General features: G+C 46.1%; 22 protein-coding genes and 1 pseudogene. 11 read left to right on the forward strand and 12 right to left on the reverse strand.

Features of this window, described 5'->3' with window-relative positions:
• Window positions 1-3: 3 nt before the first annotated feature.
• Both J6600_RS06135 and lacG read right to left on the reverse strand, forming a co-directional pair.
• Window positions 4-318, reverse strand: coding sequence for a PTS sugar transporter subunit IIA (locus tag J6600_RS06135; RefSeq protein WP_007407323.1), 315 nt, complete (start codon window positions 316-318; stop codon window positions 4-6).
• Window positions 319-381: 63 nt separating this feature from the next.
• The gene (gene lacG / locus J6600_RS06140; protein ID WP_209388121.1) at window positions 382-1,782 is read right to left on the reverse strand and encodes a 6-phospho-beta-galactosidase; all 1,401 of its coding nucleotides are present in this window, start codon (window positions 1,780-1,782) and stop codon (window positions 382-384) included.
• 252 nt (window positions 1,783-2,034) lie between these two features.
• Here lacG and J6600_RS06145 point away from each other — a divergent pair, with 252 nt between their 5' ends.
• Window positions 2,035-2,796, forward strand: coding sequence for a DeoR/GlpR family DNA-binding transcription regulator (locus tag J6600_RS06145; protein WP_022553515.1), 762 nt, complete (start codon window positions 2,035-2,037; stop codon window positions 2,794-2,796).
• Between the two features lie 17 nt (window positions 2,797-2,813).
• Complete coding sequence (locus J6600_RS06150; RefSeq protein WP_209388122.1) at window positions 2,814-3,497, forward strand: HAD family hydrolase; 684 nt, start codon at window positions 2,814-2,816, stop codon at window positions 3,495-3,497.
• Window positions 3,498-3,691: 194 nt separating this feature from the next.
• Here the strand turns inward: J6600_RS06150 and J6600_RS06155 are convergent, their stop codons facing one another.
• Both J6600_RS06155 and J6600_RS06160 read right to left on the reverse strand, forming a co-directional pair.
• Entirely contained in the window at window positions 3,692-4,039 is a 348-nt protein-coding gene (locus tag J6600_RS06155) for a DUF3147 family protein (RefSeq protein ID WP_209388123.1), read from the reverse strand.
• Window positions 4,023-4,448, reverse strand: a complete 426-nt coding sequence (locus J6600_RS06160; RefSeq protein ID WP_209388329.1) for a MarR family winged helix-turn-helix transcriptional regulator — start codon at window positions 4,446-4,448, stop codon at window positions 4,023-4,025. Before J6600_RS06160 ends, J6600_RS06155 begins: the two co-directional genes overlap by 17 nt.
• A 362-nt stretch (window positions 4,449-4,810) precedes the next feature.
• Here J6600_RS06160 and J6600_RS19805 point away from each other — a divergent pair.
• A pseudogene (locus J6600_RS19805) lies at window positions 4,811-5,207 on the forward strand (MgtC/SapB family protein); the annotation flags it as partial.
• A 283-nt stretch (window positions 5,208-5,490) separates the two neighbouring features.
• Here the strand turns inward: J6600_RS19805 and J6600_RS06170 are convergent.
• The 4 genes from J6600_RS06170 to J6600_RS06185 all read right to left on the reverse strand — a co-directional run bounded on the left by J6600_RS06170 (window position 5,491) and on the right by J6600_RS06185 (window position 7,071).
• On the reverse strand, window positions 5,491-5,673 hold the full coding sequence (locus J6600_RS06170) for a hypothetical protein (RefSeq protein ID WP_072177299.1): 183 nt from the start codon (window positions 5,671-5,673) through the stop codon (window positions 5,491-5,493).
• Window positions 5,674-5,786: 113 nt separating this feature from the next.
• Window positions 5,787-5,960 (reverse strand): YjfB family protein, encoded by a 174-nt coding sequence (locus J6600_RS06175; protein ID WP_209388124.1) that lies wholly within the window; start codon window positions 5,958-5,960, stop codon window positions 5,787-5,789.
• A 43-nt stretch (window positions 5,961-6,003) separates the two neighbouring features.
• On the reverse strand, window positions 6,004-6,405 hold the full coding sequence (locus J6600_RS06180) for a ribosomal maturation YjgA family protein (RefSeq protein WP_014417497.1): 402 nt from the start codon (window positions 6,403-6,405) through the stop codon (window positions 6,004-6,006).
• 96 nt (window positions 6,406-6,501) lie between these two features.
• A complete protein-coding gene (locus J6600_RS06185; RefSeq protein WP_209388125.1) occupies window positions 6,502-7,071 on the reverse strand; it encodes a YjgB family protein in 570 nt (189 codons plus the stop codon).
• Window positions 7,072-7,195: 124 nt separating this feature from the next.
• Between J6600_RS06185 and fdhF the strand changes: the two genes are divergently transcribed.
• From fdhF to J6600_RS06205, 4 genes are all read left to right on the forward strand, one after another.
• Window positions 7,196-10,144 carry a formate dehydrogenase subunit alpha gene (gene fdhF, locus J6600_RS06190; RefSeq protein ID WP_209388126.1) on the forward strand — a complete coding sequence of 983 codons (2,949 nt, stop codon included), beginning with the start codon at window positions 7,196-7,198 and terminating at the stop codon, window positions 10,142-10,144.
• A 1-nt stretch (window position 10,145) separates the two neighbouring features.
• The gene (locus tag J6600_RS06195; RefSeq protein ID WP_012117344.1) at window positions 10,146-10,688 is read left to right on the forward strand and encodes a helical membrane plugin domain-containing protein; all 543 of its coding nucleotides are present in this window, start codon (window positions 10,146-10,148) and stop codon (window positions 10,686-10,688) included.
• 207 nt (window positions 10,689-10,895) lie between these two features.
• A complete protein-coding gene (locus tag J6600_RS06200) occupies window positions 10,896-12,116 on the forward strand; it encodes a cytochrome P450 (protein WP_209388127.1) in 1,221 nt (406 codons plus the stop codon).
• Window positions 12,113-13,297, forward strand: a complete 1,185-nt coding sequence (locus J6600_RS06205) for a macrolide family glycosyltransferase (RefSeq protein WP_209388128.1) — start codon at window positions 12,113-12,115, stop codon at window positions 13,295-13,297. Before J6600_RS06200 ends, J6600_RS06205 begins: the two co-directional genes overlap by 4 nt.
• Window positions 13,298-13,339: 42 nt before the next feature.
• On the opposite strand, the gene J6600_RS06210 is transcribed toward J6600_RS06205, so the two are convergent.
• On the reverse strand, window positions 13,340-13,525 hold the full coding sequence (locus J6600_RS06210; RefSeq protein ID WP_003154919.1) for a DUF8096 family protein: 186 nt from the start codon (window positions 13,523-13,525) through the stop codon (window positions 13,340-13,342).
• A 175-nt stretch (window positions 13,526-13,700) separates the two neighbouring features.
• Here J6600_RS06210 and J6600_RS06215 point away from each other — a divergent pair, with 175 nt between their 5' ends.
• Window positions 13,701-14,519: a uroporphyrinogen-III synthase gene (locus tag J6600_RS06215; RefSeq protein ID WP_021494045.1), complete on the forward strand. Its 819-nt coding sequence runs from the start codon at window positions 13,701-13,703 to the stop codon at window positions 14,517-14,519.
• Between the two features lie 25 nt (window positions 14,520-14,544).
• Here J6600_RS06215 and J6600_RS06220 read toward each other — a convergent pair whose 3' ends face one another.
• The 3 genes from J6600_RS06220 to J6600_RS06230 are packed head-to-tail and all read right to left on the reverse strand — an operon-like array spanning window position 14,545 to window position 17,055.
• Window positions 14,545-15,306: an ABC transporter permease gene (locus J6600_RS06220; RefSeq protein WP_021494044.1), complete on the reverse strand. Its 762-nt coding sequence runs from the start codon at window positions 15,304-15,306 to the stop codon at window positions 14,545-14,547.
• 1 nt (window position 15,307) lies between these two features.
• A complete protein-coding gene (locus J6600_RS06225; protein WP_209388129.1) occupies window positions 15,308-16,045 on the reverse strand; it encodes an ABC transporter ATP-binding protein in 738 nt (245 codons plus the stop codon).
• Window positions 16,046-16,071: 26 nt separating this feature from the next.
• Window positions 16,072-17,055, reverse strand: a complete 984-nt coding sequence (locus J6600_RS06230) for a DMT family transporter (protein ID WP_053285039.1) — start codon at window positions 17,053-17,055, stop codon at window positions 16,072-16,074.
• A 129-nt stretch (window positions 17,056-17,184) separates the two neighbouring features.
• Between J6600_RS06230 and J6600_RS06235 the strand changes: the two genes are divergently transcribed.
• The 3 genes from J6600_RS06235 (at window position 17,185) to J6600_RS06245 (ending at window position 19,704) form a co-directional block, all read left to right on the forward strand.
• Window positions 17,185-17,682 (forward strand): cupin domain-containing protein, encoded by a 498-nt coding sequence (locus tag J6600_RS06235; RefSeq protein WP_209388130.1) that lies wholly within the window; start codon window positions 17,185-17,187, stop codon window positions 17,680-17,682.
• Between the two features lie 387 nt (window positions 17,683-18,069).
• Window positions 18,070-18,486 (forward strand): DUF1641 domain-containing protein, encoded by a 417-nt coding sequence (locus tag J6600_RS06240; protein WP_003154908.1) that lies wholly within the window; start codon window positions 18,070-18,072, stop codon window positions 18,484-18,486.
• A 39-nt stretch (window positions 18,487-18,525) separates the two neighbouring features.
• Window positions 18,526-19,704 (forward strand): NAD(P)/FAD-dependent oxidoreductase, encoded by a 1,179-nt coding sequence (locus tag J6600_RS06245; protein WP_209388131.1) that lies wholly within the window; start codon window positions 18,526-18,528, stop codon window positions 19,702-19,704.
• Window positions 19,705-19,857: the final 153 nt, after the last annotated feature.

Genomic DNA, 19,857 nt, shown 5'->3' on the forward strand with positions numbered 1-19,857 from the left:
TCCTTATCGGCGGCTTCGGTAGAGTTCTATAAAATCCTGAATAAGATCACGGAGCAAAAGGGTTGTCATCAAGTGGTCCTGACCGTGAACGAAAATAAATCCTAATTCCATGTCCTTGCCGTCAGCTTCTTCAGCTAACATTTTCGTTTGCGCATTGTGGGCGAGGGTTAAATTTTCATCGGCGCTTTTCAATGCTGCTTCCGTGTTTTCGAAGTTTCCGGCACGGACTTCTTTCAGGACTTTCAATAAAGTGCTTCTGGCGTCGCCGGCATAGGCGACGATTTCAAAACCGAGCATCTGCAATTCTTCCTTTGTCATGAAAAAAACCTCCTAAAGACGGCACACATGATGAAAAGAGACTCTTTTCACCATGTATGATCGTTAAATGATTGTTTTTGTTTCACTTACAAGTTTGTACCAGTAGGCCGATTCTTTCGGATACCGTTTTTGGGTGTCAAAGTCGACGTAAAAAAGACCGTAACGTTTGTTGTAGCCGTTGGTCCATGAAAATAAATCCATTAAGGACCATAAGAAGTACCCCTTTACGTTGACCCCGTCGGTAATCGCTTTACTGACGGCTTCTAAATAGACTTTTAAATAGTCGATTCTTGCCTTATCCATAATGATGCCGTCTTCAAACTCATCTTTATAGCCCATGCCGTTTTCGGTAATGTAAATTTTGTTATATTGCGGATAGTCCCGTTTGATGCGCATCAGCATGTCATACATGCCTTCAGGATAAATGAGCCAGTCCCAATCGGTCCGCTTCAGGCCTTCTTTGTAAATTCTTTCGCCGATTCCTTTTACTTTATAGACCGAAGTGCCCTTATCGCCCGTTCCGTTATGGTGAATAACGGTTTCTCCGTCGTACGCTTTGACGAAATGGCATTGATAATGATTGATGCCGAGATAATCATTGCGCGTTGAAGCTTTTTTCATCACGTCAAAGTCACTGTCTGAAAACTCGTATGAAGCGCCGTTTGCCTCACAGATTTCATCCAGAGCCCGCATGGTTTCCTCAGAATAATAGCCGAGGTAGGTGGCGTCGAGGAGGAATCTCACTGATAACGCGTCATCCAGAAAACAGGCGTGGCGGTCATCTTCTGAGTCGCTGGCGGGATATTTTGTTTCTAATGAGTGAACGACACCGATTTCACCCGGATAGCCGCCGTCTTTAAAAAGATTGACGGTCATCGCATGCGCTACCATCATGTGATGGAGGCATTGAATGACTTTTGTGATATCACTTTTAATAGATGGCGGAAAAACCCCGAGTAAATACTGGTTGGTGGCTGTGGGATAAATTTCGTTAAACGTGCTCCAATATCTGATTTCGCTGAATTCTTTAAAGCAAAATTCCGCATAGCTGACAAACGCTTCTATTGCAGCGCGGTTGAGGAAATCTCCCTGATCAAATAATCCTTTCGGTGTATCGAAATGATGCAGCGTGACAAAAGGGGTGACGTTGCGTTTATGGCACTCTGAGAAAATACGATGATAGTAATCAACACCTTCCTGATTGATTTTGCCCGTGCCGTCAGGGAAAATTCTCGTCCAGGCTATAGAAAGGCGGATGCCGTTTATTCCGAATTTTTCACATAGTTTAATATCTTCCGGAAACTGACGGTAAAAATCACTTGCCGGATCAGGGCTGAATCTTCCCTGTTTTTCAAGAAATTCATCCCAGGCTACAGGCCCTTTGCCGCCTTCTTTTGTGGCGCCTTCCGCTTGATATGCCGCAGTCGCCCCGCCGAAAATAAAGTCATGAGGTAATTTGTGCATTACTGAATCCTCCTTCGCCAATGTGTGAATTGAAGTTTGTTAATGTTCGTAATTGTTATCTTTTGTTTAATAGTAAACGCATACATTTTTGTTGTCAATAGCTTCATAAAGAAATAACATCTGTTTTCATAGAGGTTATATAAGTTTTTCGTTGTTTTATATGTTGATTATGTTGTTTGTTAGTGTTTGTTTTTGTTGACCGGATTGCCGCAATGTGTTAGATTGTGTGTAAAGTTGAGGGGATGATTGAACATGTTAAAAAAAGAGCGTCTTTTAAAAATCATCGATATCGTAAACTCGCGGGGGTTTATTACGGTGAGTGATATTATCGATGAACTGGATGTTTCTGATATGACAGTGAGAAGAGATCTGGACGAGCTGGATAAGGCCGGAAAAATCGTACGTATTCACGGAGGCGCACAGAGCATATCTTATTCCATTGATCACGAATTATCGCATAATGAAAAACTGGGTGTTCAAATGGATGAGAAGGAGAAAATCGCGGAACTCGCAGCTTCATATGTAAATGACGGCGATACCGTTTTTTTAGGGCCCGGCACGACGATTGAACTTTTAGCCAAACACCTGCTGCATAAGCGAATCAGGATTATCACAAACAACTATCCCGTATTTGATATTTTAAAACATGGTGACACTGCGGATACCATCCTGATTGGCGGCGATTTCCGAAAAAATACCGGTGCCTTCGTCGGACCCATCGTGAACGGCAATCTGCAGAAATTCAATTTTACGAAAGCTTTCATCAGCGCAAACGGCATACATAATGATGAGATTTCTTCTTACAGCATTGAAGAAGGGGAAGCCCATCAAATCGCGCTGAATAATTCGCGGACGAAATTTTTACTGGCGGATAATAAAAAATTCAACCGGGAAGATTTTTACGTGTTCTATAACTTGCATGATATGGATTATCTGATTACGGATGATAAAGTGATGAAAGATGTTCAAATTCATTACGAGCAATATGTAGATGTCAAAATCGCAAAAAAATAAAAAAGGCGGGCGGTTCGATGAAAGGGGTTATTTTTGATTTCAACGGCACGATGTTTCAAGATTCGCATCTGCACGAAAAAGCATGGTTTTTCATGGTGAAAAAATACGCGCCGAAAACCATTTCTGATGAAGACATTTTCGTTAACATTCACGGGAGAACAAACAGTGAAATCCTGACGTATTTTATTTCCGGCGATTTAACAAATGAAGAAATCGAGAAGCTGTCTTTTGAAAAAGAAGCCTACTACAGAGAATTATGCCTTGAAAACAAAGATGAGTTAAAGCTGACGAAGGGACTGACCGGCGTATTGAACCATCTGAAAAAATCAGAAACGCCAATGACCATTGCCACGGCTACGGTAAAGGAAAATGTCGAGTTTTACTTTGACGTCTTTCAGTTGGATCGGTGGTTTGATTTTATCAAAGTCACGTTTGATGACGGGAGCTTCCCCGGAAAACCGGCGCCGGATATTTTTCTCATCGCATCGGAAAAGTTAGGCCTCAGACCTGAAGAATGCTTAGTCATTGAAGATGCCTTTTCGGGGCTCACAGCGGCGAAAAAAGCAGGTGCAGGCAAGATTATGGCCATTGACCCGCTCGGAAAAAACCGCGCGCTATTTGAAGAAAAGCAGCTGGCGGATGACGGGATACTGACAGATTTCACCTCGTTTTTTGAGGTGATTGCCGGACATTCTGTTTGAGAGATCAGCCGGTTTTTTATGCCGATATGGCTGTACAGGCTGCGGACTCCGTTCGCAACACGGGATGTTTTTGTGTTCGGCGGTGTCTGCTTCTCGTGAAGAAAGGGGTTTCGCTTTTTAATCGGAGTCACTTTTAAGACAGGGGTATCCCTGTTTTTTTAATTCCTCGTATTTACAAAGAAGCGCTAAGGTGCTTATTGCTGACTGTTTATATGTTTTACGATAAAATCCTGAGCATACAAGAAAACCAGCCATCCCGTAAGTCCAAGCCCTGATGCGGCAATGAAAGACAGAGAATGGCGAAGGGCGATGCCGATAATGACCAGCATAATGACTGTGGAGGGGATGCCGGAAGCCGCGCTGAATGCAAAATGACTTAATGTCTCCTTCGTTTCGCCTTGGATGTACAGCCAAACCATGCTCAGCATACTGACAATTGGTAAAGCCGCTATAATACCTCCATAACTCGGGCTTCTTCTTGATATTTCAGTGATAATCCCAATAATAGCAGCGGAGACAGTGATTTTAACGATCGTAAACATCTTCAGCACGCTCCTTCATCAAACTGAATGCTTTTAAGACAAGTGTTCTTTCTTCATTATTCATGCTGTCAAAAAGAAGCTGTTTAAGCTTTTCTTCATCAAGACCGGAATGCCGGTAAAGGACATCCGCCCCCAAACTGGTAAGTTTTAAAATGACTTTCCGCTCATCCTCAACACTTCTGGTTTTATAAACGTACTTTTTCTGCAGTAACCGCTTTATATGTTCCGAAGCGGTATTATGTGATACTTGAATCGCTTCGGCAATGTCTTTTATTCCGACTGCCTTCTCTTTTTGAATGACTTGCAGAATCCGTACACCTTGGTGAGTGATTTTTTCATGGTGCTGATTACGGAGCCGGTAGTAAATATCTGTCCAGAGGTCATTTAATCGCATGATTTCGTTTGACATCATCATCCACCTTCTATCGTTTAATAAGATTATATCTTATATTACGATATATATTTGTGAATTGAAAGCAATTTTTGAGCATGAGGGAGCAGCATTTGTTCTGTTTTTAGAAGATTGGAAGAGACAAGCGGCCGCAGCTTCAACGAATAAACTTGTTTAATATACTCTCAATAAGTTATTTTCCTTATTTTAGAAACGTCAGCTTGATACCTTCCGCATATAAATAAGAGAACTGACAATATGATAAAGAACCAAAGTATATATTCAAATGCAGTTTTTTTTCAGCTGAGCAGTCCTGTGCTGATTGAAAAAGATACGGGGGATAAAAAGCGGGTAAGAAGATAAGGAAAGGAGAGAGACGGATGGAACTTGATTTTGTGATTCGTCTGGCGGTTGCGGGTCTGCTTGGGGCTCTTATTGGATTGGAGAGAGAATTCAGGGCGAAGGAAGCCGGTTTGAGGACGCATTTTTTAGTGGCCGTCGGCAGCGCCTTGATGATGATCGTTTCTAAATACGGCTTTTTTGATTTGTTATCCAACAGCCATACGTCCTTTGATCCTAGCCGGGTGGCGGCGCAGGTCGTCAGCGGCGTCGGATTTTTAGGAGCCGGCACGATTATTTTGCAGCGGCATGTCGTGCGGGGGCTTACGACGGCCGCGGGGATTTGGGCTACGTCGGGGATCGGGCTGACGATCGGGGCGGGTATGTATGTCATCGGCATCAGCGGCACGATTTTGGCGTTAATCGGGCTTGAACTGTTAAATTTTCTGTTTAAACCGGCGGCGCATTCTTTGTCTGTCAGTTTCAGGATTGAGGAGAAAGCCGTCATGCATGATATTTTAACTTCTCTTGAGGAAAAAGGAATTCTTATTACGTCCTATGAATTGAATAAGGCGGTGCTTGAAGTGAAGGGAAGGGTGAAAAGCAAAAGCGGGAAAGCGGCGGTAATGGAAAAAGTTCAAGCTCTCCCGTATATTCTGTCGGTCAAAGTTGAATAGCAGACAGGAGAAGCCTCCTGTCTGCAGTCATTTCTTTTCAAACATTAATACCAGGGATAGAACGGGATATACGGCCGCGGATAGTATGGATACGGTCTGGGGAAATAATAAGGCGGCCGCGGATAGTATGGATATGGTCTGGGGAAATAATAAGGCGGCCGCGGATAATGATATGGCACCCGTTCGTGGCTCTCGGCTGTGTATTCATGATAGAAAGGATCGTACAAGAGGAAAACCTCCTTTTCAAATGTTGGTTCCGTTTACCTTATTCCTGTATGCCCGGTATGGTGTACGTACAACGGGCAAAAAAAAGACGCCGGTTCTCATCCGGCATCTTTTTTTACACTTTCACATCAATTGAATGTCCGGCAGTCGGGTGCTGGGACGGCAGCATTTTCACTGTTTCTTCCGCCGCAGCCTGTGCATGCTGTATGACCGTTTTTGTTAAAGCGATATTTACATTCTGCGCCAGAGATGCCTGGTGCATAGCGATTGATAACGCAGGGATATCCATAGCTTCCACCTCCTTATCCCTTCATATCGGCGGCGTGCTCCGATTATGAAGGGGACTGGCGGTTTCTTTTTACGGCCCATTCTAAAAGTGCGGCAGCGCATACCCCGAGAGTATAGGCAAAAATGTCACTCCAGACAAATTGCCAGCCGAGGATCAGCCCGCCGAGCGTGCTGCTTCTGATTGCGTCAATCCAAGGCGCGTGATACAGCTGGCTGCATTCAATCAGACAGCAAAACGAGAGGCTCAAAAATGCGGCTGTTTCCGTCCGGATGTGCCGAAAGAAAAGCCCGAATCCTGTAAAAATCATTGCCGCCCACAAGGCATCTCCTAAATAAGCGTTTATGATGCCGGGCAATAGGGCGGTGATGTATGCGGTTCTGGACAGCAAACCGAGGGCGATGATAAAAACGGTACATATTCCGTATGTCAATGGATGTCTAATCACTTCACACTGTTCCCCTTTTTTTGTACTCCCATGTATTGTAAGGAACGACGGAGAAGCTGTCTATGAAAAAACGGCCCGGGAGGCCGCTTTTTTGCGTTATCTGGCTTTTAGGTTGACGTGGTCTGCTTTTTGGTCACTGCCGATGACGAAGCGGAGCTCATACTGCCCCGTATGGTAGACGTAATCTGTTTCGCCCGTTTTTGGCACTGTCAGGATTTTGTCAGCGCTGCCGATTTGTTTGCTTAAGACGTCAGGTGTGACGCTTCCGAGGTTTAAGCGCCGCTCGACCCCTGTTCCGAAATAGCGTATTTCCGAGATTTTTCCGTTTTTATGATAGGAAAATCCATAACCGGGGTTTCCCATGTTCCAGCTGTATAAATCAAATGGATTGCGGCTGTCTGCTTTTTGTTCCGGCTCGCCGATTTTATCGTAAACGTCCTGTCTTGTGCTTTGGTTGATTTTCAGGCCTTTCACATGTTGCGGCATTTCCCCTTTAAACGCCGATTGGTAAAGGCTGTTCACCAGTTCTTGTGCACGTTGGTTTTCCGTTTTTGAAGCGGCTGCGGCATGGATGGGCTGTGTATCCGAAAATGCTTCTGCGCCGAATGCGCATCCCGTGAGCATCACTGCCGATAATCCCGTGACGAGTGTTTTTTTCTTCAACATATGTGAACGCCTCCTTTTTACCGCTCATACCCGTATGTTTCCTGAGATAAACGAGATGTTTTAGTGAAAGGCCTGCTGGGAATCATAGAGGATGTATAGAGGGGTACAGAAAGGGGAAAAGAAAATGGCTGATACAAAGAAGGTTACAATCAATGGGGTTGAAATGGAAGCGCCGGACGGCCAAACCGTATTGCAGCTTTTGAACAATAGTTCAATTGACGTGCCGCACGTGTGTTATCACCCGAGTCTCGGGCCGATTGAAACGTGCGATACCTGTATCGTCAATGTTAACGGGGAACTGGTGCGTTCGTGTTCCGCGCAAATAAAGGACGGAGATGTCATCGATACGCTTTCGTCCGATGTAAAAAAAGCGCAGATTATCGGCATGGACAACATTTTGCACAACCATGAATTGTACTGCACGGTCTGTGATTACAACAATGGGAGCTGCGAAGTACATAATACCGTAAAGGAAATGAAAATCAATCATCAAAGCATTCCGTTCGATCAAAAACCGTATCCTAAAGATGAATCAAATCCGTTTTACCGATATGATCCCGATCAGTGCATCCTATGCGGACGCTGCGTCGAAGCCTGTCAGGACGTACAGGTAACCGAAACGTTAAGCATTGATTGGGAGAGGAAACGCCCGCGGGTCATTTGGGATCAGGATGTGCCGATCAATGAATCATCATGTGTTTCCTGCGGACATTGCTCGACGGTATGTCCGTGCAATGCCATGATGGAAAAAGGCATGGAAGGCGTAGCGGGGTATTTAACAGGCATTAACCAAGAGACGCTTCGGCCGATGATTGACATCACAAAAGGGGTCGAAACCGGGTACGGATCGATTTTGGCCATATCGGACATGGAATCGGCCATGCGGGATGAAAGAATCAAAAAAACGAAAACCGTATGCACTTACTGCGGTGTCGGCTGCAGTTTTGATATATGGACGAAAGGAAGAGACATTTTAAAGGTTGAGCCTCAGGCCGAGGCGCCCGCAAATGGCATTTCGACGTGTGTGAAAGGGAAATTCGGCTGGGATTTCGTCAATAGTGAAAAGCGCCTTACTAAACCGCTTATCCGGGAAGGAGACTCGTTTCGGGAGGCGGAATGGGATGAAGCGCTGCAGCTGATCGCTGATAAATTTACCGATATAAAAGAACATTTCGGCCCGGATGCACTTGCCTTTATCACATCTTCCAAATGCACGAATGAAGAATCATACGTGATGCAGAAGCTTGCAAGAGCTGTCATCGGCACAAATAATGTCGACAACTGCTCACGCTACTGCCAGTCTCCCGCCACGGCGGGATTGTTCAGAACGGTCGGATACGGCGGTGATTCAGGGTCGATTACAGATATAGAAAAAGCTGAGCTCGTGTTGATTATCGGTTCAAATACGTCTGAGTCTCACCCCGTCCTGTCCACACGCATTAAACGTTCTCATAAGCTGCACGGACAGAAGCTCGTCGTCGCTGACTTGCGAAAACATGAAATGGCCGAGCGCTCCGATGTGTTTTTCCAGCCGCGTGCCGGATCAGATATCGTCTGGCTGAATGCCGTATCGAAATATCTGCTTGATCACGATTTGGCGGATACTGCATTTCTGAAGGAGAGAGTGAACGGATTAGATGAATTCGTGAAAAGCCTTGAACCTTATACAATGGAATATGCGGAAAAACATACCGGTGTGGACAAGGATACCCTAATCAAAGTGGCCCGGATGATTCATGAAGCCGGCAGCGTGTGCGCACTGTGGGCGATGGGTGTCACCCAGCATATCGGAGGAAGTGATACGAGCACGGCCATTTCCAACATGCTTCTTGTGACCGGAAATTACGGCAAGCCCGGCGCAGGCTCATATCCGCTTCGGGGCCATAATAACGTGCAGGGAGCCAGTGATTTCGGCAGTATGCCTGACAGCTTCCCCGGCTATGAAAAAGTAACGGATGAAAAAGCCCGCAAAAAGTATGAACAGGGTTGGGGAACAGACCTGCCGAAAGAAATCGGAATGACAAATCATGAAATGATCGAAGGCATCCACTCAGGAAAACTGAAGTCCATGTACTTAAAAGGAGAAGAAATGGGGCTTGTCGACTCCAATATTAACCATGTTCATGCCGCATTTGAAAAGCTTGATTTCTTCGTTGTGCAGGATATCTTTCTTTCGCGTACGGCCGAGTTCGCCGATGTCGTGCTTCCGGCAAGCCCGAGCCTTGAAAAAGAAGGGACGTTTACGAATACGGAACGGAGGGTGCAGCGCCTTTACGAAGTGTTTGAACCGCTGGGCGATTCAAAGCCTGATTGGCAGATTATTACGGACATCGCCAACCGTCTGGGCGCTGATTGGCACTATGAACATCCGGCAGACATTATGGAAGAAGCGGCAATGTTTTCGCCGCTCTACGCAGGCGTCACTTACGAACGTCTCGAAGGCTACAATTCACTGCAATGGCCGGTTGCAGCGGACGGAACCGATTCACCGCTTTTATTTACGGATAAGTTCCCGTTTTCAGACGGCAAAGCGATTTTATATCCCGTTCAGTGGACCGAGCCGAAAGAATTTGGTGAAGAATATGATATCCATGTGAATAACGGGCGGCTGCTCGAGCATTTTCACGAAGGAAATCTGACTTACCGATCAAAAGGAATATCCGAAAAAACACCGAGTGTGTTCCTTGAGGTCTCGCCCGAACTCGCCGAAGAAAGAGGGCTGGAAGACGGAACGCTTGTCCGTCTGACATCACCGTACGGAAATGTGAAAGTCAAATGCGTCATCACAGACAGGGTAAAAGGCAAACAAGTCTATCTCCCGATGAACGATTCAAAAGACGCCGCCATTAACCTTTTGACAAGCAGCTATGCGGATAAGGATACCGATACACCGGCTTATAAAGAAACATCAGCGAAGATGGAGATTTTGAAAAAAGAAGGCGTTAATCCGCTGCCGAAAATCAATTTCCGTTACGGAAACCCGCAGCCGCAGATCGGTGTCCGGGTTGAGCGGAAATGGGCGCGTAAAGATTATGTATTTCCGGGAGACGCCGTAAAAAGGGGGAAACAGTAAAATGGCTAAAGCAATCAGCGGCATCCGAAAACAGACCGTCACAGAAGAAGACAAACGAAAAAAAGACTTAGAAGAGATCGAGACGGCTCTTTTACGAAATAAAGACGCGATTTTGGAATCTCTGCACATTCTTCAGCACATGAACGAGCGCGGCGTTTTGGCGCTTCTGCGCGGGCTCTTCGGCCAGGGAGACAAAGTGATGGATATCCTCGTGAAGAAGGCGAATACTCCGGAAACGGCCAATATGCTGAAAAATCTCCTGCTGTTAAGCGGCGTTCTCGGCATGCTCGATGTAAAACAGCTTGAGCCGTTTATCGTTAAAATCAATGCGGGCGTCACAAAGGCCGTCGAGGAAAAAGACAGCGGCAGGAAGACGGGGTATTTTGATATCGTCCGCGCTTTAAAAGACCCGGAAATCAACAAGGCCGTCACTCTGCTGTTTTCTTTCCTGAAAGGCATGGGCGCTGATACGGACGATATGGAAAGAAATACGCAGCCTCCTGAAGACCAAAAGCAGCACCAGAAACCGCAGACGAATGAGTGAACATATCTCCCGAGCCTGGCCGAAGGCTCGGGTTTTTTGTGCGCTTCTGCTGTTTTCTTGGGAGAAATTTCACCTCCGGATTTATGACTTTTGTTGTGTTATGTTAATAGTTCAGGTTATGAATAGAAAAAAATTGAAAATATGTGCTAGGATAAAATTCAAGGTACGTCAACTATTCAAATATGAAACAATCAGGAGTGATGAAACATGAGTAAGCTGAGGAGCACGAGACAAGCCATCCAAAGAACCCTGATGAAAGGAAAAAACGGCCTGGACGTATACAACCCTTTTCCTTGGTACGAAAAAATGAGACGGGAAAGCCCTATACACTTTGATGAAGAAACGAAGGTTTGGAGTGTGTTTTTATACGATGATGTCAAAAAAGTCATCAGTGATAAAGAGACGTTCTCAAGCCTCATGACTGATGTGAAAAGCTCGATTGCAAAGTCCATGCTGAATATGGACCCGCCGAAGCATACCCAAATCAGATCTGCCGTCAATCGCGCTTTCACTCCCCGCGTCTTGAAGGGATGGGAGCCGCGAATTAAAGACATTACCGATCATCTCCTAAAACAGGCAAAGAACAAAGGGCGGATTGATATCGTTAAAGATCTCTCTTACCCTTTGCCGGTCATGGTGATTTCAGAATTATTAGGCGTTCCGTCCGAACGTATGGATCAGTTTAAAAAATGGTCGGACATTCTCGTCAGCATGCCGAAAGATGCGAGTCCTGAAGCGGCGGAGAAAAATCAGCAGGAACGTGACCAATGTGAGGCGGAGCTGGCGGCGTTTTTTGCGGAAATAATAGAAAGCAAACGAAAAAAGCCCGGCCAAGACATTATTTCTATTTTGATAAAAGAGGAAGAAGAGGGAGAGAAGCTCACGGCAGAAGATCTGATCCCGTTTTGCAACCTGCTTTTAGTGGCGGGAAATGAAACAACGACTAATCTCATTTCAAATGCGGTTTACAGCATATTAGAAACGCCCGGCCTTTATGAAGAGCTGAGACAGGACCCATCTCTCATCGCGAAAACGGTGGAAGAAACGCTGCGTTTTCGCGCTCCCGCTCCGTTTGTCAGAAGGACGGTCCGGCACGACACTGAATTGCGCGGACGCCGCTTGAAAAGCGGGGAGATCGTTCTCTGCTACGTTGCATCTGCCAACCGTGATGAAAACAAATTTGAGAAGGCGGGCGTATTTGATATTCATCGCCAATCGAATCCGCACCTTTCCTTCGGATTCGGCGTACACTTCTGCTTAGGCGCTCCGCTTGCCAGACTTGAAGCGGAAGCCGCGCTGAAAGGAATTGTAAAAACCTTTTCACACCTTGAGCCTGTCGGGATTGAGCCGATCCGAAACAGTGTCATGTACGGGCTGGAGTCTTTAGAAGCGGAGATAAACGAAAATGAGGGAGAAGAAAAAAGATGAGAAAAACACACATCGCCATAATTAATGTGGCCGCTCACGGTCATGTCAATCCCACGCTGCCTGTAGCCGAGGAACTTGTCAATCGCGGGTATAAAGTGACATTCGCTACGACTGAGGAATTTGAAGCTTCCGTTGCCAAAACGGGCGCCATTCCCGTTTTATACCGCACAAGCATAAAGGCGGACCCGGAGACGATAAAAGAACGGGTAAATAAAAATGACGCGTTTGTGATGTTTCTGGAAGAAGCGGTTGAAGTGCTTCCGCAGTTGGAAGAGCTGTACAAAGACGACCTTCCTGACATCGTCCTGTTTGATTTTTTAGCTCTTGCCGGAAAATTGTTTGCGGATAATGGCGGCATCCCGGCCGTAAAGTTCTGCCCGAGCTATGCAATGAATGAGTATTTTCAATTAGGAAGAGACGAAGAAACACTGGAAGCGGCCAAACAGGCGATAGAAGAATATCAGGAGCAGATTGAAAATGAACAATTGAAACGGATGACAATGGAAGAATTTTTTATGCCTGAAAAACTGAATATTGTCTTTATGCCAAGGGCCTTTCAGCCGAAACAGGAAACCTTTGATGAACGATTCTGTTTTGCGGGTCCGTCTCTTGGAGAACGCACAAATACGGGAAGTCTGGAAATTGATGCAGCCGATGACCGTCCGCTTATGCTCATCTCACTGGGAACGGCGTTTAACGCCTGGCCTGAATTTTACCGGATGTGTATTGACGCGTTTCGGGACTCGGACTGGCGGGTTATTATGTCAGTCGGCACAACAATTGATCCGGAAAGTTTTTCGGATGTCCCCGATCACTTTATCATCCGCCAGCACGTTCCTCAGCTTGATGTGCTGGAGAAAGCAAAGCTGTTCGTATCTCACGGCGGGATGAACAGTACAATGGAAGCGATGAATGCGGGTGTCCCGCTCGTTGTCGTTCCGCAAATGCACGAACAAGAGGTCACCGCAAAGCGTGTGGATGAATTGGGGCTTGGCGTGCATCTGCCGCCGAAAGAAGTCACTGTGGCCCGTTTGCAAAAAGACGTTCAGAACGTATACGGCGATAAGAACATCCTCAGCCGCGTGAAAAGTATGCAGCAGAAAATAGAAGAAACCGGCGGCCCCAAACAGGCTGTTTACGCCATTGAAGAATTTTTGAAAACGGCGGCCGTCGAAAATTGATTGAGAAACAGGCAGCGCACCGGAAGACGGCTGCCTGTTTTGTTATATATTTTTCTTCATGCCGCATCTCCGGCATTCCCTCAAAAATTTTCCGCCCTTCACTGAACTTTTAAACAGCGTGTAGTCGCAATTGTCACATCGGCCGCTGTGAACATCAGGATATTCATTGAACTCATAAATGACCGAAGTATCGTATCCTTTTGTCTCGAACTCTTTTTTTGTTTCCATGATTGAAAGTCCCTCCGCGAATCAAATCGTTCTGCCCGGTTAATGATACAGCAACTGCACGGGGGATTCAACGGGAGCATAGCTTGATTTTCCCGGCTGATTGCGTAACAATAATAGAAATAAATGACGGCCTGCCATAGGGCGCCCGGCATCTGAAGGGAAGAAGAAAACAGCGATGGGAAAAGGATTGAACGGGAAACGGATTGCCATCGGCGGTTCGCGGAAAACAGAAGAGATCACAAAATTAATAGAAAAGCAGGGCGGAACGGCAGTCGTCCGTTCCCTCCAAGGAACCGTATACCTGGCGGAGGATCAAATTGAACCCGACGTAAGAACATTTGCCGGGCAAAAAGCCGATTGGGTGATATTCACCACAGGCATCGGTACGGAAACGTTATTGTCGGTATCAGAAAAAATCGGTCTGAAAGAAGAATTTTTAGCGGCCGTTCATGAAGCGAAAATCGGCTGCAGAGGCTATAAAACATATGCGGCCTTAAAAAAGCTCGGCATCACGCCGCATGCCTCAGATGAAGACGGTACAACAAGAGGGCTGATCCGCTCCTTGGAACGATTTGACTTTAAAGATAAAAAAGTCATGATACAGCTTCATGGTGAAAAAGCGCCGGTCTTAACGGAGTTCCTTGAGAAAAACGGAGCGGAGGTATTCCCTGTTCTGCCGTATCAGCATATTCCGCCTGAAAGGGAGACGGTCGATAAACTGCTGGGAGAGCTGTTAAACGGAGAGGTCGATGCCGTATGTTTTACGACAGCCATTCAAGTGCGCTCTCTCTTTGATTATGCAAAAGAAAAAGGGTTCACAAAAGAATTGCAGCAGGCATTCGAAAAACATGTGCTTGCCGCCGCAGTCGGCAAAGTGACGGCTGAAGCGATCCGGGATGAAGGGGTAAAGAGGGTCCTTGCTCCGGACATTGAGCGGATGGGAGCGATGATTATTGAATTATCCCGTTACTATGAATCTCTGACCTTGTCATAAACCATCATTCAGCAGGGAAAAAAGCCTACGCTTCCCTGCTGAATTTTTTTAATTGCCAGTGTTCCGTGAAAAGGGAAGGATATGTCAAGGCGCTGAGTATGATACATGTAAGAAGAGCGGAGGCCATCGTTGTAAAAACGATCAGCAGCTGAAAGCGCACCGCCTGTATCGGATCAGCCCCCGCTAAAATCTGCCCCGTCATCATGCCGGGAAGCTGAACGAGACCCAATGTTTTCTGGCTTTCAAGCGTCGGGATCATACTGAGCTTCATACTGGACGTCAATATCTGCCGGACGGCCTGCTTAGGCGTTCCTCCGAGAGAGAGAATCAGCTGGATTTCTTCTTTCCGCAGATCCGCTTCCGAACTGAGCTTGTTTAAAAACAGGCTTGAGAGCACCATGGAGTTTCCGATGACCATGCCGCTTATCGGAATGACATATCTTGAAGTGAACGGAATGATATGCAGGGTCAGTAAAAGTCCCTGCGTCACAACTTCCACGATCGCCAGTGTCAGAAAAACGCGCCAAAATGAGCCGATCCGCATTTTTTTCCGTTTGGAGACATTGTGCGAAGCGGCCGTGAGCATGAGAAGCACCATTAATATGATAAATATCGGGTGATCACCGCGAAAAATCAGCGACAGCACATAGCCGATGATAAGCAGCTGAATGACGGCCCTGACGGTTGCGACGATCATATCCTTTTCGACGCCGGCTTTAAAAGATTTAGACAGGAATAAAGCGATAATGACAAATATACTTGTTAGTAACAGAGAAAGGTAATCCATATTAGCCCCCGCTCCCTTGTAAAAGCGCCCGGGCCTTTTCGTGTTTCGGTTCCTTAAAGAACGTTTTCGTTTCCGCGGTCTCTAAAAGCCGTCCCTCAGCCATAAACCATACCGTATCGGATAACCGTTCCGCTTGTTCAAGGTTATGGGTGATCCACAGGATCGTCAGCTGTTTTTGCCGATGGAGTTTCGTAATCAGTTTCTCAATGGTGAGAACGGATGACGGGTCCAGCGCCGATGTGATTTCATCAAGCAGCAGGATGGACGGCAGTCCGGCGAGAGTTCGCGCTAATGAGAGCTTCTGCCGCTGACCTCCGGATAATTCTTTTGCATTTCGATCCAGAAGCCCGCGCGGAAGATCTGTAAAATCTGCGAGCTCTTCAGGCGTATAGTGCTGCGCCCCGTGGAGTTTTTCTGCGAGCAGAAGGTTGTCCCGCACCGTTCCCTCGAGGACGGGAGCTGATTGAAATGCAAGGCCCGCGGTTTTTCTGAGCTCTCTGATGTCCCAGTGTCTTATTTCTTTTCCGAATACAAGCACTTCCCCTTCATCAGGTGTATTCATCAGATTGCAAAGTGACAGCAATGTGCTTTTTCCCGCGCCGGAAGGCCCTATCAACGCCGTGATAGAACCTTTTTGAATATGTCCGGTTACACGGCTTAGGACATCAAAGGACGTATTGTTTTGTTCAAAGCGTTTGCCGGCTGACAGAAAAGATATTGCCGGAATTTCTTCTTTCATACAGGATGACACCTTTCGTAAAAAAATCAGGAACCGGTGAGATTGGCTGACGTTTGCTCAGCCGTTTTCTGGTCTGTCTGCCGGGAAGCGAATGTATGCATGACCATTCCCGCAATAATAATGAACAGTCCGGCAAATGAAAGAAGTGACGGAAACACCGCGGATAAAAAGACGATTTCGCCGATCAGTGCAAAAAGAACCTCTCCGGACTGCGTCGCCTCAACAGCAGCGAGCTTCTGCGGCTCATTCCTCACCATATCGGTGGCGCGGAAAAATAATACTGTTGCGATAACGCCAGAACTGAGTGCGACGATAAAGGATTGGAATGTCTGTCCCATTGAGGGAAGCCCGTCTCTATGCCAGCCGAAAGCGGCGATCAAAAGCCAAAACGGAAGGCTTGCGAGCGTCATGCCGAGCACCCGCTGAAACGTATCGAGTTTTCCGCCGTATTGTTCCAGCATTTTGCGGTTGCCGAGCGGATAGGCAAAAGCGGCAATGACGACCGGCACCACGCTGAATAGTATCGTGCGGCCGGACAGAGAACCCGCATGCTGAAGCTGAATCAGACCGGCTCCGATCAGGATGATGACGGAAGTAACCAGCGAAATCAGCGGGATCTTTTGTCTGACAGAAACCGAGCCCGCCGGTGAATGTTTTGTTTCGTAGAAAAACGGCGACAGAAGCACACCCGCGACAATTGTAATCTGCCACGTGCCGGCGATCAGCCAGCCCGGCCCATATGCCGCCGCAAACGTAATCGGGGCATAAAACAGCACGAACCCGGTAAAACTCCACTTCAGCCAAAAAAACGGTTTTTTTCGGATTTCATGCCAGAGCGGCGCCCATTTTCCTTTCGCATAAACGATCAAAAATAAAAACGGAACCATAAAAAGAAAACGCAGGGAAGAGCTCCACATCCAGCTTCCGCCGGAAAGCTCCATCGCCCTGTTTAAAATAAAGGTGACTGCAAAAAACAGAGATGCCAATATTCCGATCACGATGGCTTTCATTAAATCCCTCATTTTGACACATATTTTTTTATACTATACTATTCACCGGCAGGCTTCGCAATGGAATATGAGAAAATAGCGTTTTAACAAATGATGAATGGGAAACAGACATATACGGAGGTGAAAACAGTGCAGAAAGAGGATATTCAAGTGCTTTATTTCGAAGATGACGGCTGCATTCCGAATAACCCGAATCTTCCGCTTGTTATTTATAAAGCGGTATTTAATGAAGAAACGGTACAGAAAGCAGTGTCCGTCCTCCGCCGGCACGATTGGTCGAACAGCTGGACGGGCGGAGTATTTCCGTATCACCATTTTCACAGCACCACGCACGAAGTTCTTGTCGCGGTAAAAGGAAACGCGGTTTTGAGGTTCGGCGGGGAACAAGGAGCGGACGCCGTTCTTCAAATGGGAGACGCAGCGGTCATTCCGGCCGGCACCGGACATAAAAAACTGTCGGGCAGTTCTGATTTTACCGTGATCGGGGCTTATCCGGGCGGCCGGCAGTACGATACAAAAACGGAAAAAGATGATAGAACTTCAGAAGAAATCAGCCGTGTCCCGCTCCCGGAATGCGACCCCTTTACGGGAAAATCGGGCCCGCTTTTAAAATTGTGGGAAAAATGACAGGGGAAAAGCGGATGGTCTGTAAAAAAATAGCCTGAAAGAAACGTTATTACACCCCCGCCATATAAATAATTTCATAAACGAAACAATTCACGTTCAAATTTTGTTCAAAAAGTGTTATTATATAAGAGTAAATCAAATTGGGGTTTTTTATGTTTGCTATTTTCAGAGAGGAAAAAGAAATTTTGACTTATTCAATTGTTTTTGTTGATATAAAAATAATACTGGATATGGCAAAGTGAAAAACTGGGTAGTAAACATTTATTTTTGTAAATGATTGTGCATGAATTCACAATCTTGCTTTTTCATGCTTTTCTGCATGAAGGGGGAAAGGCTACCCTTTCCAAAAAAAATCAGCATACTGCTTATAGTAAAGGAGAATCGGATATGCCAGAAACAATCGATCAAACAAATGCATCTGTCAGCCAAGGCCAACGCGATCTTATTGATCAGCTGCTAAAACCTGAAGTTCAAGAATCACTGACTGTTTTAGTGGATCAGCTTCCAAAACTGACTGAGTTAGTAAATATTTTAACGAAGTCTTATGATTTTGCACAGTCTGTAGCGACAGACGAAGTATTGAAGAGCGATACAGTGGGTGCGCTTACAGAAATTCTTGAGCCGGTGAAAGAAACAGCGAAAGAAGTTGCGGCTACTGCGATCGAAGCAAAAGACCGCGCGGATGCAAGCAATGAAACGATCGGACTTTTCGGCCTGCTGCGCATGCTGAAAGATCCTCAAGCTCAAAAGCTGTTCCGTTTTGCTAACAGCTATCTTGAAATCATGAACGAAAAACAAAAATAATCTCAGATTCAAATTGATATAAAGGACGGAGGATATACGATGTCAAAACATATTGTCATTTTAGGCGCTGGTTACGGCGGAGTTCTTTCTGCTTTAACCGTTCGCAAACATTACAGTAAAGATGAAGCACGCGTAACCGTTGTGAACAAATACCCGACTCACCAAATCATTACAGAACTGCACCGCCTTGCAGCAGGCAACGTGTCTGAACAGGCTGTTGCTATGCCGCTTGAAAAACTTCTGAAAGGAAAAGACGTCGACATTAAAATCGCAGAAGTCAATTCTTTCTCAGTTGATAAGAAAGAAGTTGCCCTTTCTGACGGTTCTAAGCTGACTTATGACGCGCTTGTTGTCGGACTTGGTTCTGTTACGGCTTATTTCGGCATTCCTGGACTCGAAGAAAACAGCATGGTGCTGAAATCTGCTGCTGATGCGAACAAAGTATACAAACACGTGGAAGACCGTGTGCGTGAATACGCTAAAACGAAAAACGAAGCTGATGCAACGATCCTTATCGGCGGCGGCGGCTTAACAGGCGTCGAGCTTGTCGGTGAGCTTGCTGACATCATGCCGAACCTTACGAAAAAATACGGCGTAGATCCGAATGAAATCAAACTGAAATTAGTAGAAGCAGGTCCGAAAATTCTTCCTGTTCTTCCTGATGACCTTATCGAACGCGCGACAAAAAGTCTTGAAAAACGCGGCGTTGAGTTCTTAACAGGTCTTCCTGTTACAAATGTTGAAGGAAACGTTATTGATCTGAAAGACGGTTCAAAAGTCGTTGCCAACACATTTGTATGGACAGGCGGCGTACAAGGCAACCCGTTAGTCGGCGAATCCGGCCTCGAAGTGAACCGCGGCCGTGCGACGGTTAACGATTTCTTACAATCTACTTCTCACGAAGATGTATTCGTTGTCGGAGACAGCGCTGTATACTTTGCGCCGGACGGCCGTCCGTACCCGCCGACAGCGCAAATCGCTTGGCAGATGGGTGAACTTGTCGGTTACAACCTGTTCGCTTACTTAGAAGGAAAAACGCTTGAAACATTCAAGCCTGTAAACTCTGGTACGCTTGCAAGCCTCGGACGTAAAGACGCGGTTGCCATCATCGGAGCGAACTCTACTCCGCTGAAAGGTCTTCCGGCATCTTTAATGAAAGAAGCAAGTAACGTACGTTATTTAACACATATCAAAGGATTATTCAGCCTCGCTTACTAATCCTTAAGATCACACAGAAGACATTGCCGGACTTTCTCGGCAGTGTCTTTTTTTGTATGAAAATGTTAACGGATACAATTTTCTGAAAAATAAAATAAAAATGATTGATATGTGAGAAAGAGGAAGCTAAAATAAAAAAGAACCATTTTGTTA

The organism is Bacillus sp. LJBV19, assembly GCF_017797845.1.
GTDB lineage: Bacteria > Bacillota > Bacilli > Bacillales > Bacillaceae > Bacillus > Bacillus velezensis.

Excerpts from the sequence above, each read along its gene's own strand:
- J6600_RS06135 (WP_007407323.1), bottom strand. The coding sequence starts at position 318 with ATGACAAAGGAAGAATTGCAGATGCTCGGTTTTGAAATCGTCGCCTAT.
- lacG (WP_209388121.1), bottom strand. The coding sequence starts at position 1,782 with ATGCACAAATTACCTCATGACTTTATTTTCGGCGGGGCGACTGCGGCA.
- J6600_RS06145 (WP_022553515.1), top strand. The coding sequence starts at position 2,035 with ATGTTAAAAAAAGAGCGTCTTTTAAAAATCATCGATATCGTAAACTCG.
- J6600_RS06150 (WP_209388122.1), top strand. The coding sequence starts at position 2,814 with ATGAAAGGGGTTATTTTTGATTTCAACGGCACGATGTTTCAAGATTCG.
- J6600_RS06155 (WP_209388123.1), bottom strand. The coding sequence starts at position 4,039 with ATGTTTACGATCGTTAAAATCACTGTCTCCGCTGCTATTATTGGGATT.
- J6600_RS06160 (WP_209388329.1), bottom strand. The coding sequence starts at position 4,448 with ATGTCAAACGAAATCATGCGATTAAATGACCTCTGGACAGATATTTAC.
- J6600_RS06175 (WP_209388124.1), bottom strand. The coding sequence starts at position 5,960 with ATGGATATCCCTGCGTTATCAATCGCTATGCACCAGGCATCTCTGGCG.
- J6600_RS06185 (WP_209388125.1), bottom strand. The coding sequence starts at position 7,071 with ATGTTGAAGAAAAAAACACTCGTCACGGGATTATCGGCAGTGATGCTC.
- fdhF (WP_209388126.1), top strand. The coding sequence starts at position 7,196 with ATGGCTGATACAAAGAAGGTTACAATCAATGGGGTTGAAATGGAAGCG.
- J6600_RS06195 (WP_012117344.1), top strand. The coding sequence starts at position 10,146 with ATGGCTAAAGCAATCAGCGGCATCCGAAAACAGACCGTCACAGAAGAA.
- J6600_RS06200 (WP_209388127.1), top strand. The coding sequence starts at position 10,896 with ATGAGTAAGCTGAGGAGCACGAGACAAGCCATCCAAAGAACCCTGATG.
- J6600_RS06205 (WP_209388128.1), top strand. The coding sequence starts at position 12,113 with ATGAGAAAAACACACATCGCCATAATTAATGTGGCCGCTCACGGTCAT.
- J6600_RS06210 (WP_003154919.1), bottom strand. The coding sequence starts at position 13,525 with ATGGAAACAAAAAAAGAGTTCGAGACAAAAGGATACGATACTTCGGTC.
- J6600_RS06215 (WP_021494045.1), top strand. The coding sequence starts at position 13,701 with ATGGGAAAAGGATTGAACGGGAAACGGATTGCCATCGGCGGTTCGCGG.
- J6600_RS06220 (WP_021494044.1), bottom strand. The coding sequence starts at position 15,306 with ATGGATTACCTTTCTCTGTTACTAACAAGTATATTTGTCATTATCGCT.
- J6600_RS06225 (WP_209388129.1), bottom strand. The coding sequence starts at position 16,045 with ATGAAAGAAGAAATTCCGGCAATATCTTTTCTGTCAGCCGGCAAACGC.
- J6600_RS06230 (WP_053285039.1), bottom strand. The coding sequence starts at position 17,055 with ATGAAAGCCATCGTGATCGGAATATTGGCATCTCTGTTTTTTGCAGTC.
- J6600_RS06240 (WP_003154908.1), top strand. The coding sequence starts at position 18,070 with ATGCCAGAAACAATCGATCAAACAAATGCATCTGTCAGCCAAGGCCAA.
- J6600_RS06245 (WP_209388131.1), top strand. The coding sequence starts at position 18,526 with ATGTCAAAACATATTGTCATTTTAGGCGCTGGTTACGGCGGAGTTCTT.